The following is a 14,456-nucleotide window of genomic DNA, read 5'->3' on the forward strand; positions in this document are numbered from 1 at the left end:
ACCCCGGGCAGCTTGGCCAGCTACTGTGGGGCGGTGGATCTGCCGGTGATGCCTCCCGTTGAGCCGATGCTGGCCAAGAGTATTCCCAGCCTGCCCAGTGCGGACGGGATGAGCTTCGAGCCGAAGTGGGACGGTTTCCGCTGCATCGTGTTCCGTGACGGTGACGAGGTCGAGCTGGCCAGCCGTGGCGGCAAGACGCTGACCCGCTACTTCCCGGAGGTTGTTGCGCAGGTGCTGGCGCAGCTGCCGGTGCGGTGTGTGGTCGACGGGGAGATCATCGTGATCCGGCGTGACTCGGGCGAGCCGAAGCTGGACTTCGAGCTGCTCGGGCAGCGCATCCACCCCGCCGCGTCCCGGGTCAACCTGCTGGCCGAGCAGACGCCGGCGTCGTTCGTCGCGTTCGACCTGCTGTCCATCGGCGATGAGTCGCTGGTCGAGGTGGGGTACGCGATTCGCCGCGCCCGACTCGTCGACGCCCTGAAGGGCGTCATCGCGCCGGTGCACGTGACGCCGGTGACGACCGACATCGAGGTGGCACGGGACTGGTTCGAGCGGTTCGAGGGCGCGGGGCTGGACGGGGTGATCGCGAAGCCGGCCGGCGGCGCCTACGAGCCCGGCAAGCGCACCATGTTCAAGATCAAGCACGCGAGGACCGCTGACGCTGTGGTGGCCGGGTTCCGGTGGCACAAGGACGGGCCGATCGTGGGGTCGTTGCTGCTCGGGCTGTATGACGAGGAGGGCCGCCTGCACCACGTGGGTGTGTCCGCGTCGTTCACCCGGGAGCGCCGGGCCGAGCTGGTCGAGGAGCTTGCGCCGTACCGTGAGGACATCGTCGACCATCCGTGGAACTGGGCCGGTCAGATCCCCGGTGCCGCGGCCGCGAGCCTCGACGCGGTGCCCGCCGGTGACGCCGCGACCCGGCTGCCGGGTGGGTTGAGCCGCTGGTCGGGCAAGAAGGACCTGTCGTTCGTGCCGCTGCGCCCCGAGCTGGTCGTCGAGGTCGGCTACGACGCGATGGAGGGCGACCGGTTCCGGCACACCGCCCAGTTCAAGCGCTGGCGGCCGGACCGGGAGCCGCTGTCGTGCACGTATGACCAGCTCGACCGGCCGATCCGCTTCGATGTCGAGTCCGTGCTGGCTGGACGGCCTTGAGAAGCTGGACGGCCTTGAGAAGGCTGCTGCCTGCGCTGCTCGTCGCGGCCCTGGTCGGCGGGTGCAGCGCCCCCGCGACACCCACGCAGGAAGGCCGCGCGCTGACCGCACCGTCGGCCGGGGCGTCGACGTCCTCCGGGGTGAAGGTCGAGCCGGCCCAGTGGAAGCCGTGCCCCGACGTGTACAAGGGGATCTTCGCCAGCCCGCCGCAGAACGTGAAGTACGACTGCGCGACGGTGAAGGTCCCACAGGACTGGCAGAACCCCGAGGGCTCCGGCACGTTCGACGTCGCGCTGGTCCGCGGCCGGTCGACGACGCAGCGGGACCGGGTCGGGTCGCTGTTCATCAACCCGGGCGGGCCCGGCGCGTCCGGGTTCGAATACGCGGTGTACCGCTCCGTGTACCTGCCGGCGGAGGTGGTGCGCCGCTTCGACGTGATCGGCTTCGACCCGCGCGGCATCGGCCGGTCGTCGCCGGTGAAATGCTTCTCCGACGCCGATCTCGACGCCAACTTCGGCATCGACCCGGACCCGCAGACGGACGCGGCGCTCGGCGAGTCGGTCGCGTTGACGAGGAAGCTCGCGCAGAGCTGCGGCGACAAGTACGGCGACACCCTGCGCTACTTCTCCACCGAGCAGACGGCCAGGGACATGGACGCGCTGCGGGCGGCGGTCGGTGAGCAGCAGCTGACGTACCTCGGGTACAGCTACGGCACGCTGCTCGGCGCCGTGTACGCGCAGCTCTTCCCGAAGAACGTGCGCGCGCTGGTCCTCGACGGTGCGGTCGACCCGACGCTGTCGATGCAGGATTCCGCGGAGAAGCAGGCGGCCGGGTTCGAGCACGCGTTCGACAACTTCAGCACCTGGTGCAAGGCGAACGCGAGCGCCTGCCCGATCGGCCCCGACCCGCGGGCGGTGGTGACGAAGGCGATCGCCGACGCCCGGACCAGCCCGGTGCAGGGCAAGGGTCGCACCGCCACGGCCGGCTGGGTGTTCACCGCGGTCGTGTCGTCGCTGTACAGCGAGTCCAGCTGGCGGGTGCTCGCCCAGGCGATGCAGGACCTGCGGGGCGGCAACCCGGAGAAGATGTTCCAGCTCGCGGACTCCTACGCCGAACGGGACCCGCAGGGCAAGTACTCGAACATGTTCGACGCGAACGCGGCCGTCGGCTGCACGGACAGCGACAACACTCCGACGGTCGAGCAGGCCAAGGCGTTGCAGCCGCAGTGGCGGTCGAAGTATCCGCTGTTCGGCGGCGCGCTCGCGCTGAACCTGCTCTGCGCGCAGTGGCCCGGCAAGCGCGACCCGTACCCGGCGAGCGCCGCGACCGGCTCGGCGCCGATCGTCGTCATCGGCACGCTCGGTGACCCGGCCACCCCCTACGAGCAGGCGCCGGCCCTGGCGAAGATGCTGGGCGTCGGCACGCTGATCACGTGGAAGGGCGAAGGCCATACGGCCTACCCGAAGACCGGCTGCGTGATCGATGCCGTGAACCGGTACCTGATCGACCTGCGGGTCCCGGCCCCGAACCTCACCTGCGACAAGTAGCGGCTACGCCACCGGCTTCGACTCGTTGCGAGCGCGGCTGGGCTGGACGCGCATCGGCTCGCCGGGCATCTTCGGATACTCCGGTGGGTACGGCATGTCGCCCTCGCCGTTGGCCGCGTCGCGCTCCGCCCATTCCAGCAGCGGCGTGATGTCGTGGGCGACCTCGTCGATGCCGGCGTGCGCGTCGCCGAGCTTCGCGATCCGCTCCGGCACGGTGCGCAGGTCGAAGTCGTCGGGCTCGACGTCGGGCAGCTCCTCCCAGCGCAGCGGCGTCGACGCGGTGGCCCGGGCGTTGGCCCGCAGCGAATACGCGCAGGCGATCGTGCGGTCCCGCGCCATCTGGTTGAAGTCGACGAAGACCCGCTCGCCGCGCTCCTCCTTCCACCATTTGGTGGTCACGAGGTCGGGGCGGCGGCGCTCCACCTCCCGCGCCAGCGCGATCACGGCCCGCCGGGCCTCGACGAACGTCCACTCCGGCTTGATCCGGACGTACACGTGCACACCGCGGCCGCCACTGGTCTTCGGCCAGCCCTTCCAGCCCAGCTCGTCCAGGACCGCCTTGAGCTCGCCGGCGACCACGGCCGCGTCGGCGAAGTCGGTCCCCGGCTGCGGGTCCAGGTCGATGCGCAGCTCGTCGGGGTGGTCGACGTGGCCCTTGCGCACCGGCCACGGGTGGAACACGATCGTGCCCATCTGCGCCGCCCACGCCACGTGCGCGAGGTCCGCGGGGCACAGCTCGTCGGCCTTGCGCCCGCTGGGGAACGCGATCTGCGCCGTCTCCAGCCACGGCGGGACGCCCTTGACCGGGACCCGTTTCTGGAAGAACGTCTCCCCGCCGATTCCCTCCGGGAACCGCTGCAACGTCGTCGGCCGGTTGCCCAGCGCCCGCATGATGCCGTCGCCGACCGCGACGTAATACTCGAAGACGTCGCGCTTGGTGAAGCCGCGCTCCGGGAACATCACTTTGTCGGGACTGGTCAACCGCACCGGACGTCCGGCAACCTCGATCTCCAGCGCACTGGCCATGCCAAGCACCCTACGCGCCGGCTGGCCTCGCGGTGCCCCGTGACACCGTTCAGGACCGTCGCGTCGCCTGCGGGCTCGGCCTGCGCCGTGGCATCGGCGCCGCCGGCCGGCGACCCGGGGTCCGGGGTTCGGGGGTGGGGTTCGGGGACTGCTCCTCGCCGCGGTCGCCGAGGCGGGTGAAGTACAGGATGCCCGCCCCGCCGATGATGAACGCGAACCCGATGGTGGTCATCATCGACGACGTGCCGGTCACGGGCAGCGTGCCGGTGCCGGTCGCCGCGGCCGCCCCGGAACCCGTGGGAACACTGGAAACACCAGGCCCGCCACCGCCACCGGGCGTGGTGCCACCGCCGGGCGTGCCATTGCCGTTGCCGCCACCGGGCGTGCCGTTGCCGTTGCCACCGCCGGGGGTGCCGTTGCCATTGCCGTTGCCGCCGCCGGGCGTGCCGTTGCCGCCGCCGGGCGTGCCGTTGCCGCCGCCGGGCGTGCCATTGCCGCCGCCGGGCGTGCCATTGCCGTTGCCGTTGCCACCCGGCGTGCCGTGGCCACCACCGCCACCGGGCGTGGTGCTGCCGTTGCCGCCGGGCGTGCCATTGCCGTGACCGCCGTAGCCGCCGCTGCCCGAGCCGTGGCCGTGTCCGCCATTGCCCGAGCCGTGACCGCCATTGCCCGAGCCGTGGCCCGAGCCGTGGCCCGAGCCGTGGCCCGAGCCGTGGCCCGAGCCGCCGTGGCCGTGACCGCTGTGGCCGCCGTAGCCGGGGGCGTCGTCGTCGCCGGTGGCCTGGCCGGCGTACAGCGGGCCGCCCGTGCCGACGCCGGTCGGGGCCGCGTACTGCCAGTCGTTGGTGTCGTTCGGCCCGTACCCGGCCGGGGCGGTCCCCGGGTGGGACGTCTCGCCGTCGGCGCACAGTTCGAGGGTGCCGTTCCACGACTGGCCGCAGCCGTCCACGCGCAGCTCCTGCGACGTGAGCGCGGCATGTGCCGCGGTGGCCAGTGGCGTGATGCTCGCGGCGCCCGCCGCACCGACCGCAACCGCCTTGTAGAGCAGCCTCATCGTTGTCGTACCCCGTCCATTCGACCGGTGTGCCATGAAAAGTCCGAATCACGGCTTTCGTCGGTCCAACGAGGCTGGAGCGCGGACGTCGCGGGCGAAATCGTGTTCGCGGGCTGTAATGGTCGGTCGGCGCCGCGCCGCCTACCGTTGAGGCATGACCGAGCCACTTGTCGACCTGCCCACCACCGATGCCGAGTGGCGCGTGCGGCTGTCCCCGGACGAGTTCCGGGTGCTGCGCCGCGCGGGCACCGAGGCGCCGTGGAGCGGGGAGTACGTCAGCACCAAGACCGAGGGCGTCTACAACTGCCGCGCGTGCGGCGCCCAGCTGTTCGAGAGCACCGCGAAGTTCGACTCGCACTGCGGCTGGCCGAGCTTCGACGACGCCATCCCGGGCACCGTGAAGGAGATCGAGGACCGGAGCATGGGCATGTCCCGCACCGAGATCCGCTGCGCCCGGTGCGACTCGCACCTGGGCCACGTGTTCCGCGGTGAGCGCATGACCGACAAGAACACCCGCCACTGCGTCAACAGCCTGTCGATCAAGCTGGACCCCGCGAGCTGACGCCACGGCCGGACTCACGGCCAGATCCGCGGACAGATCCGCCGGGGCACCACGGTCCCCCGGCGGATCTCGTTGTTGCGAGCACCCCCGCCTGCGCGTAACGCTCAGCCGCGGGTCTTGGCCCGGAACAGCAGGGCCGCGGCGATGACCGAGACGGCCATGATGCCCAGGCACCACGCGGCTGCCTTCCACGGCGCGGAGCCGACCGGCTGGTCCAGCAGCAGCCCGCGCAGGCTCTCCGTGATCGGCGTGATCGGCTGGTTCTCGGCGAAGCCGCGCAGCCAGGTGGGCATGGTGTCGACCGGGACGAAGGCGCTGCTGGCGTAGGGCAGGAACGTGATGCCGAAGGTGTAGCCGGCGGCCGCCTCGGTCGAGGACGCGAGCAGCCCCAGGCCCGCCGCCAGCCAGGACACGGCGGTGATGGTGAGGACCAGGATCCCCACGGCGCCGAGCCACTGCGCCGCGGAGGCGTGCGGCCGGAACCCGATGGCGAACGCCACGCCGAAGACCAGGGCGCTGGAGAAGACGTTGCGGGCGACGCTGGCGGCGACGTGACCGGCGAGGATGGCCGGGCCACCGACGTCGAGGGAGCGCAGCCGGTCGATGATGCCGCCGGTCATGTCGCTGGCGACGGAGCCGGCGGTCATGCCCGAGCCGAACGTCACGCACAGCAGCATGACGCCGGGCACGACGTAGGTGACGTAGGCGGTGCCGGTGTCGATGGCGCCGCCGAAGAGATACACGAAGACGACCATCAGCATCACCGGCAGGACCAGCGACATGATGAGCGCCTCGACGTTGCGCCGGCCGAGGCGCAGCGACCTGCCGCCCATCGTCAGCCACTGGGTGACGGCCGAGGCGGTGGACCCCGTCGCCGCGGTGGGCACCGCGGCCTTGGTCATCGTGGCGCTAGACATTGGCGGGCTCCTTGGCGGTGAGGGCGAGGAAGACGTCGTCGAGGGTGGCGCTGTGCAGTGAGAAGCGGTGCACGACGGTGCGGTCCGGGTCGATCTCGTCGAGGACGGCGCGGACGTGCGCGGCGCTGCCGTCGGTGGTGACGCCGAGGGTGAGCCGATCGGGGTCGCGTTGCACGACCCTGCCGCCGAGGTGGCCGGCGATCGCCTCCCAGCCGGCCCGGTCGGTGATCTCCAGGTCGAGGCGCTGGTCGCCGAAGCGGCGCTTCAGGTCGGTGGGGGTGCCTTCGGCGACGACCCGGCCGTGGTCGACGACGGCGATGCGGTCGGCGAGCCGGTCGGCCTCGTCGAGGTACTGCGTGGTGAGGAAGACGGTCACGCCCGAGGTGACGAGCCCGGCGATCACCTGCCACATCGCCTGCCGGCTGGTGAGGTCGAGGCCGGTGGTCGGCTCGTCGAGGAAGATCACCGACGGGGTGCCGACGAGCCCGGCGGCGAGGTCCAGGCGGCGGCGCATGCCGCCGGAGTAGGTGCCGGCGCGCCGGTTGCCGGCAGCGGCGAGGTCGAAGCGCTCCAGCAGCTCCCCGGCCCGCCGGGTGGCGGCGGTGGCACTGAGGCCGCTGAGCCGGCCCATCATCCGGAGGTTCTCCAGGCCGCTCTGCAGTTCGTCGACGGCCGCGTATTGCCCCGTGAGGCTGATCGCGCCGCGGACCTGCCGGCGCTGGCGGACCACGTCGTAGCCGGCCACGCGGGCCTGCCCGCCGTCGGGGCGCAGCAGCGTGGCCAGGATGCGCACGGTGGTCGTCTTGCCCGCCCCATTGGGTCCGAGCAGGGAGAACACGGTGCCGGCGGGCACGGCAAGATCGACGCCGGTGAGGACGTCGAGCTTGCCGTAGGACTTCGTGAGACCGGCGGCCTCAATTGCCAGGGTCATGCGCGATCCTCCAAGATTCTATTGCGTATGACGTACGCTCTACTGCGTAAGTTATACGCAGAAGTAGGATCGGAGTCAATGGACAACGAGCTGCCCGCGAGCCTCGCCGCCGCCTGGGGCCTTCGCACCCGCCCCGGCAAGGGGCCGAAACCCGGGCTGACCCTGGATCGGATCGTCGCCGCGGGCGTGCGGGTCGCCGCGACGGAGGGTCTCGGCGCGGTGTCCATGGGCCGCGTCGCGACCGAGCTGGGTGCGGCGACCATGTCGCTGTACCGCTACGTCACGGCCAAGAACGAGCTGCTCGACCTGATGGTCGACGCCGCGATCGGCCCGCCGCCGGACGCGCCGCCGGGCGAGGACTGGCGGGAGGGACTGCTGTACTTCGCCCGCGCGCACCTCGGGATCCTGCGCCGGCAGCCGTGGATCGTGCGGGTGCCGATCACCACGCCGCCGCTGACCCCGAACCAGGTCGCGTGGATGGACTTCGGCCTGGCGACCCTCGCCGGGACCTCGCTGGAGGAGCACGAGAAGCTCTCCACGATCATGACCCTGAGCGGCATCACGAGAAACTGGGCGCTGCTGACCGCCGACATCACCGCCGCGGCGCAGGCGTCCGGGACGACCGCGGACGAGGCGATGCTCACCTACGGTCAGCTGCTCGGCAAACTCGTCGACCCCCTGCGGTTCCCCGCGATCGGCAGGCTACTGGCGACCGGCATACTCGACATGCCGGACGAGGTGCCCGACACGGACTTCGAATTCGGTCTGGCACGCGTCCTTGACGGCATAGCGACCTTGATCGACCGGCGAGCGAGCGGCACGCGCGCCCCCAACTGTCAGTGACGCGTTGATAGGGTGCGACGGTCATCTCAAGAAACGGCGGATCACGTGGCAGTAACCGTGGAACAGCCCACGTCAGCGACACCGACGTCGGCCCCGGCCCGGCGAAAGCCGCCCGCTTGGGCGCCGCCGGCAGTGCTCGGCGTATTGATTCTCATCGGCCTGGCCCTCTACGGGGTGCCGATCTGGACCACCGCGATCTTCGCGGGCTATGTCGCGCTGGGGCTCATCCTGCCCGGCATGCTGATCTGGCGGGCGGTGCGCGGCCGGCCCGGCTGGTTCGTCGAGGACGTGGCCGCGGGCCTCGCCGTGGGCTACTCCTGCGAGGTCATGGTGTACATCGGCGCGAGGGCCATCGGCCTGCCGCTGCTGACCGTCGCCTGGCCGATCGCCACGATCGCCATCTTCCTGCTCGTGCCGGGGCTCCGGCGGCACTGGCGCGGCACCGACCGGGCCGAGGAGAAGACCCCGTTCTGGTTCTCGGCGATCCTGTCGGGCTCCGCGCTGATCCTCTTCTACTGGAGCGTCATCCGGTTCTTCCGGACCCACGACGTGGCCGAGCCCGGCATGCTGAGCCCCGACGGTGACTCCCCGTTCCACCTGGCCCTGCTCGGTGACGCCAAGCACCACATGCCGCTCGCCTCGCCGTGGCTGCCCGAGCAGCCGGTGCTGTATCACTGGTTCGTCTACGCCGAGATGGCCTCCACCTCGTGGATCACCGGGATCGAGCCGCAGGTCCTGCTGCTGCGCCTGTCGCCGCTGCCGATGGTCTTCGGGTTCCTGCTGCTGATGGCGGTGCTCGGCAAGCGGCTCACCGGCAAGTGGTGGGCGGGCGCGGCGGCCGCGGTCACCACCTACTTCGTGCTCACCCCGACGCCGTACCAGTGGCGCCTCGGCGGCTGGTTCTCCACCTTCGGCACGAACGCCTACGAGGACGGCTCGTCGCTGCGGGCCCAGATGTGGACGAGCCCGACGCAGACGTTCGGCGCGATCCTGTTCGCCGGGCTGGCCCTGGTCCTCGTCGACGTGCTCACCGTGTCCAACCGCAAGCGCTGGGGCCTGGTGGTGCTGCTGACGGCGGCGGTCACCGGCGGCAAGGCGACATTCCTGCCGATGCTGCTCGCCGGCCTGCTGCTGGTCGTCGCGGTGCGCATGCTGACCCGCAAGCGGGTCCACCCCGCCGCGCTGATCACGTCCGGGATCGCGTTCGTCGCGGTGCTGTTCGCGCAGTTCGTGCTGTTCGGCGGCGCGGCGCAGGGCCTGGCGATCGACCCGCTGCACTTCGCGCGGATCTCCGGCGCGCCCTACACGGCCACGTTCGCGCTGCCCGGCGTCGGTCCGCTGTGGCGGCTGGCGCTGGTCACCCTGATCACGTTCGCCTGCTGGGCCTGCATCTGGCCGGGCCTGCTCGGCCTGACCAGGCTCGTCAAGGGCCGCCGGCCCGACCTGAAGATCTCCGCCGACCCGGTCATCCTGATGTTCGGCATCGGCCTGTCCGGCATCGGCGCGCTGCTGGTCTTCGGGCACGAGGGCGGCGCCGAGGGCTGGTTCATGGTGTCCGGGCGGCCCTACCTGTCGCTCGCCGCGGTGGTCGGCCTGGCCCTGATCACGCCCAACGACGTGCCGGTCCAGCGGATGCTCAAGTGGGTGTACGGGGCGATCTTCGCCGGCGCCGCCATCCTGATCGTGGTCCATGAGCTGAACCCGAAACGGACCCCGCGGCCCACGGCCGTGGGCGGGGTGGCGCAGACCGCCTTCCACCTGGTCTGGCCCTACCTGGCGGTGTTCACGCTGCTCGGCGTCGCGGCATGGCTGGTGCACCGCTCGTCGTTCCCGGCCAAGAAGACCGTCTACGCGAGCATGCTGGCCGGCGTCTGCCTGGTCACCACCCTGCTGCACCTGTTCGAGACGACCCGCGAGGCGAACCACACCGGCTGGCGCGGGGTCCAGCAGTACGAGGCGTTCATCCCCAAGGGCACCAAGGACGCCGGGCGGTGGCTGCGCGACCACTCCAAGCCCGACGACCTGGTGGCCACGAACGCGCACTGCGTCATCGCCAGCGACACCCCGAAGGACGTGTGCGACAACCGGCACTTCGCCTTCTCCGCGTACTCCGAGCGCCGTTTCCTGATCGAGGGCTGGGGCTTCACCAACCGCACCCACGAGATGGCCGCCGCGACCGGCACCAACGCCGTCTGGGCGCCGTACTGGAACGAGCAACTGCTCGCCGACAACGACGCGGCCTTCTCCGCACCGTCGGCCGCCACGATCGGTAAGCTGCGCGACCAGTACCGTGTGCGGTGGCTGTTCGTCGACGAGGTCCACGGTGCGCCCGCGTCGACGCTGGGTGACTTCGCGCAGCTCAGGCACCGTGCCGGCGACATCGCCGTCTACGAGATCCGCTGAGGGATGATGAACGACACTGTGACTGACGCCCCCGCGATGGAGCCGTCCGCGGCCGGCCGTCAGGCCCGCCTGGCCGAGGTCCTGGCGTGTCCCGCGTGCCACGCGCCGCTGCGGCTGGACGGGGGCGAGACGATCACCTGCGCGGCCTGCGGTCACACCGGGCGGCGGCGCGGCGGGCAGCTGAAGTTCGGCGGGTTCGAGTCGGAGGAGCTCACCGCCGACGCGCTGAACCGGATCAAGGAGTTCGTCAAGAAGCGGTTCAACAAGGTGTATCCGACGGCGATCAAGGTCCTCTCGCCGGTCATGGACCGCAACCTGATCATGCCGTTCCTGCGCAGCTTCGACCTCGACCGCGACCTCGTCGCCGACTTCGGCTGCGGCACCCACCGCCGCGACCAGCGGGTCATCTGCATGGACGGCGGCACGTATCCCAACGTCGACATCGTCACCGACCTGCGCAACGTGCCCCTCGCCGAGGGCAGCCTCGCCGGCGGAATCAGCATCGCCGTGCTGGAGCACGTGCCGGACCCGGCGGAGCACATCGCCGAGATGCACCGCCTGCTGCGCCCCGGCGGCCGGATGCTGGTCTTCGTGCCGTTCATGCAGCCGTTCCACGCCTCGCCGTATGACTTCCAGCGCTACACGGAGGTCGGCCTGCGCGAGCAGTTCCCGCAGTTCGAGGTGCTCAGCGTCAAGGTCGGCGCCGGGCCCACGTCGGGCATGCTGTGGACCCTGCAGGAGTGGCTGGCGATGCTGCTGTCGTTCGGCAGCATGCGGCTGTACCGGGCGATCCTGCCGCTCACCTGGATCCTCTCCCCCTTGAAGCTGCTGGACCTGCTGCTGGCGCACCACCCGGCCGCGGCGGTGACCGCGAGCGGTTTCGTCATCGAGGTCCGCAAGTCTTCATGAGGGACGCGCGACTCTTCGGCGGCACCGACGGTGACCTGTCCGGCAACCCGTTCCGCGCCGACCGCGACCGGATCGTCGCGTCGCCGTTCTTCGCCCGCCTCGGCGGCGTCACCCAGGTGATCAGCCCCGGCGGGTCCGGGCTGCTGGTGCACAACCGGCTCACCCACAGCCTCAAGGTGGCCAGCGTCGCCCGCGGGATCGTGGAGCGGCTGTGCGCCCCCACCTCCGGCACGCAGGAGCTGCTGGACAAGCTCGGCGGCTGCGACGCCGACGTGGTGGAGGCGGCGGCGCTCGCGCACGACCTCGGCCACCCGCCGTTCGGTCACCTCGGCGAGCGGGTCCTGGACCGGCTCGCCCGGCAGCGGCTCGGGCTCCCCGACGGGTTCGAGGGCAACGCACAGTCCTACCGGATCGTGACGAGCACCGAGATCAGCGGCTCGACCGTCGGGCTGGACCTCACCGCCGCGGTCCGTGCGGCCATGGCGAAGTATCCGTGGACCCGGCGGACCTACCCTTCGCCGCACGTACACCTGATGCACCCGACACCGCGCGGTGCCGGGGTCGACCCGGAGGACCCCGCGGCCGGGTCCGTGAAGTTCGGCGCCTACGTGACGGAGCTTGCCGACCTGCGCCAGGCCCGCGCGCCGTTCGACGGGCTGCTCGCGCAGTGGCAGCAGACCGCGGAGGCGTCGGTGATGGACACCGCCGACGACATCGCCTACGCCATCCACGACCTCGAGGACTTCCACCGGGTCGGGGTGCTGCAGCAGGGCACCGTCGCGACCGAGCTGATGGCGTGGCAGCGCGACGCGACCGAGCTGCGCGGCCTGGAGCTCGCCGAGCTGCGGCACTCCGCCCGCCGGCCGGGGCGGTCGGTGGAGCTGCTGCGCCGCGACCTGTTCCGCAAGGACGGCTGGATCAGCGACGACGACGCGTTCTGGTCGGCCGTCGAGCACGTGCGCCACGAGCTGGTCGACGGGCTGCTCGCGGCGCCGTTCGACGGCTCGGTCGAGGCGGAGCAGAACGTCGCGCGGTTCTCGGCGCGGTGGACCCGCCGGCTCATCGACGCGATCCACGTGCGGGAGGAGCCGCCGATGCGCTCCGGCCACGTGGCGCTCGGCACGGCGCAGTGGCACGAAGTGCAGGTGCTGAAGTTCGTGCACCACCGGTTCGTCCTGGAGCGGCCCGACCTGGCGCTGCACCAGCGGGGGCAGGCGCGGCTGCTGGGCGCGCTGGTCGAGGCGCTGCACGCGTGGCTGGTCGACCCGGCCGAGGCGGCGCGGCTGCCGCGGCGGCTGCACGACCTGGTCGAGATGGCGTTCGCCGAGGTCCAGGACCTGACCGCGGCCGACTACGGCCTCACGGGCGAGGAGTTCGACATGACGGCGATGGCCCGCGGCCGGGCGATCGTGGACTTCGTCGCCGCGCTCACCGACGGGCAGGCGGTCGGGCTCCTCGACGCGTTGTCGGGGCGGTCCCGGCAGCTGTGGACGGACGCCTTCGTATTGTGAGCGGCATGCTCACGATCCGACCGCTGACCCAGTCCGAGTACGACCGCCGCGTCCCCGCGTTGCAGGCTGAGTACGCCGCTGACGAGGTGCTCGCGGGTCGCGGCACCGCGGCGGACGCCGCCGAGCGCGTCGCCCAGCAGTTCGCCACGCTGCTGCCCGACGGCCTGGCCACCGAGGGGCAGCTGATGTTCGCCGGTGAGGTGGACGGCGAGGTCGTCGGGTTCCTGTGGATCGGGCTGCCGACGCCCGAGCGGCCGCAGGCGTGGATCTACGAGATCCAGGTCGACGAGGCGCACCGCCGCCGCGGGCACGGCCGGGCGCTGATGCTCGCCGCCGAGGACGAGCTGCGCGCCCGGGGCGTCACCCGGCTCGGCCTGAACGTCTTCGGCCACAACCCGGGCGCCCGGCAGCTGTACGAATCATTGGGGTTCGAGACGACTTCGCAGCAGATGTCGAAGACACTTGAATAACCGTGTGCATCAATAGGTTGCGGACGTCACTCCTGTACCACTAGAAAGGGGCAGTGACCACCGAGAGTGATCTTCCGGCGACTGCTCGCCGCATTCACTGGGGGCCGATCGGCGTCGCGGTTGCCGGCGTCGCCACGGTGGCACTGACCGCGATCCTCGTATACCCGTTGACCCAGCCGTCCCGGCGGACGTCCGCGGACGGCCTGACACCCGAGCAGCGCCGGTCCGCGGAGATGGCGGGCCTGCCCGGCGCCGCGTCCACGTCCGCCTCCCGCTCTCCGTCGCCGTCGGTGTCCGCCTCGGCCAGCCCGTCGCCGTCGGCGCCGCCCCGGGTCGTGTCCCGCAGCGGTGGGAAGCCCGCCGCCGGCAACACGGGCGTCATCGCCGGGACCACGTTGACGGTGCTGGATGGCGACCAGACGCTGTCCACCGACAACGCCGTCGTGGCCAACGCCGACATCCGGGGCTATGTCCGCATCACCGGCAAGAACGTGACGCTGCGCAACTCGATCGTGCGGGGCGGGGCGGCCCGCTGCTCGGCCGCGGTCATCCAGGTCGAGGGCAGCGCCGTCATCGAGGACGTCGAGATCGCCCCCGCCAACCCCAACGCGTGCCTCGATGGCGTCTGGGCCGCCGCGACGACCCTGTCCCGGGTCAACATCCACGGCACCGTCGACGGCGTCAAGGCCGGCAACGACGTGATCGTGCAGGACTCCTGGATCCACGACCTGACCTACTACCGCACCGGCGCCCCCGGCGGCGGCGAGACCATCAACGACGCCGTCGACACCCGCGGCAAACGCCGGATCACGCTGCGGCACAACGTGCTGTACCCGGGCGCCGACGCCAACGCCGCCTACCAGGTCACCCAGGAGGGTGGCGCGAGCGGCGACATCCGGGTCGAGAACAACTGGCTCGACGGCGGCCACTGCGTGCTCAACTTCGCCCACCGCGGCGGCGGCCCCACCCCGATGACCGGCATCGCCGTGGTGAACAACCGCTTCGGCCGGCACAGCATGTTCGTCTGCCCGATCCTCATCAGTACGCAGAGCACCCTGAGTGCCAGTTCGGGAAACGTCTGGGATGACACCGGCGCCGCCATCCCCCCGCCCGATAAACACGATTAAATGA

Annotated in this window: 13 protein-coding genes; 9 read left to right on the forward strand and 4 right to left on the reverse strand. The window is 71.3% G+C overall.

Annotated features, from left to right (window positions below):
* Nucleotides 1–33: 33 nt before the first annotated feature.
* Both AB0K00_RS43785 and AB0K00_RS43790 read left to right on the forward strand, forming a co-directional pair.
* The gene (locus tag AB0K00_RS43785) at nt 34–1,152 is read left to right on the forward strand and encodes an ATP-dependent DNA ligase (RefSeq protein ID WP_363534257.1); all 1,119 of its coding nucleotides are present in this window, start codon (nt 34–36) and stop codon (nt 1,150–1,152) included.
* A 14-nt stretch (nt 1,153–1,166) separates the two neighbouring features.
* Nucleotides 1,167–2,699 (forward strand): alpha/beta hydrolase, encoded by a 1,533-nt coding sequence (locus AB0K00_RS43790; protein WP_363534260.1) that lies wholly within the window; start codon nt 1,167–1,169, stop codon nt 2,697–2,699.
* Nucleotides 2,700–2,702: 3 nt separating this feature from the next.
* Here AB0K00_RS43790 and ligD read toward each other — a convergent pair whose 3' ends face one another.
* Nucleotides 2,703–3,725 (reverse strand): non-homologous end-joining DNA ligase, encoded by a 1,023-nt coding sequence (gene ligD / locus AB0K00_RS43795; RefSeq protein WP_363534263.1) that lies wholly within the window; start codon nt 3,723–3,725, stop codon nt 2,703–2,705.
* Between the two features lie 49 nt (nt 3,726–3,774).
* Entirely contained in the window at nt 3,775–4,779 is a 1,005-nt protein-coding gene (locus tag AB0K00_RS43800) for a hypothetical protein (protein WP_363534266.1), read from the reverse strand.
* 154 nt (nt 4,780–4,933) lie between these two features.
* Here AB0K00_RS43800 and msrB point away from each other — a divergent pair, with 154 nt between their 5' ends.
* On the forward strand, nt 4,934–5,341 hold the full coding sequence (gene msrB / locus AB0K00_RS43805; protein ID WP_363534269.1) for a peptide-methionine (R)-S-oxide reductase MsrB: 408 nt from the start codon (nt 4,934–4,936) through the stop codon (nt 5,339–5,341).
* A 104-nt stretch (nt 5,342–5,445) separates the two neighbouring features.
* Here msrB and AB0K00_RS43810 read toward each other — a convergent pair whose 3' ends face one another.
* Nucleotides 5,446–6,258, reverse strand: coding sequence for an ABC transporter permease (locus AB0K00_RS43810; protein WP_363534272.1), 813 nt, complete (start codon nt 6,256–6,258; stop codon nt 5,446–5,448).
* Nucleotides 6,251–7,189, reverse strand: a complete 939-nt coding sequence (locus AB0K00_RS43815) for an ATP-binding cassette domain-containing protein (RefSeq protein ID WP_363534275.1) — start codon at nt 7,187–7,189, stop codon at nt 6,251–6,253. The genes AB0K00_RS43810 and AB0K00_RS43815 overlap by 8 nt, the downstream gene beginning before the upstream one ends.
* Before the next feature lie 78 nt (nt 7,190–7,267).
* On the opposite strand from AB0K00_RS43815, the gene AB0K00_RS43820 reads away from it, so the two are divergent.
* From AB0K00_RS43820 to AB0K00_RS43845, 6 genes are all read left to right on the forward strand, one after another.
* Nucleotides 7,268–8,032: a TetR/AcrR family transcriptional regulator gene (locus tag AB0K00_RS43820; protein ID WP_363534278.1), complete on the forward strand. Its 765-nt coding sequence runs from the start codon at nt 7,268–7,270 to the stop codon at nt 8,030–8,032.
* Between the two features lie 132 nt (nt 8,033–8,164).
* Entirely contained in the window at nt 8,165–10,435 is a 2,271-nt protein-coding gene (locus AB0K00_RS43825) for a hypothetical protein (RefSeq protein WP_363534281.1), read from the forward strand.
* Nucleotides 10,436–10,453: 18 nt separating this feature from the next.
* On the forward strand, nt 10,454–11,344 hold the full coding sequence (locus tag AB0K00_RS43830; RefSeq protein ID WP_363534284.1) for a methyltransferase domain-containing protein: 891 nt from the start codon (nt 10,454–10,456) through the stop codon (nt 11,342–11,344).
* Nucleotides 11,341–12,855 carry a dGTP triphosphohydrolase gene (dgt, locus tag AB0K00_RS43835; RefSeq protein WP_363534287.1) on the forward strand — a complete coding sequence of 505 codons (1,515 nt, stop codon included), beginning with the start codon at nt 11,341–11,343 and terminating at the stop codon, nt 12,853–12,855. Before AB0K00_RS43830 ends, dgt begins: the two co-directional genes overlap by 4 nt.
* Before the next feature lie 5 nt (nt 12,856–12,860).
* On the forward strand, nt 12,861–13,325 hold the full coding sequence (locus tag AB0K00_RS43840) for a GNAT family N-acetyltransferase (protein WP_363534290.1): 465 nt from the start codon (nt 12,861–12,863) through the stop codon (nt 13,323–13,325).
* Nucleotides 13,326–13,378: 53 nt separating this feature from the next.
* Entirely contained in the window at nt 13,379–14,452 is a 1,074-nt protein-coding gene (locus AB0K00_RS43845; RefSeq protein ID WP_363534293.1) for a hypothetical protein, read from the forward strand.
* Nucleotides 14,453–14,456: the final 4 nt, after the last annotated feature.

This window comes from Dactylosporangium sp. NPDC049525, assembly GCF_040676755.1.
Classification (GTDB): Bacteria; Actinomycetota; Actinomycetes; order Mycobacteriales; family Micromonosporaceae; genus Dactylosporangium.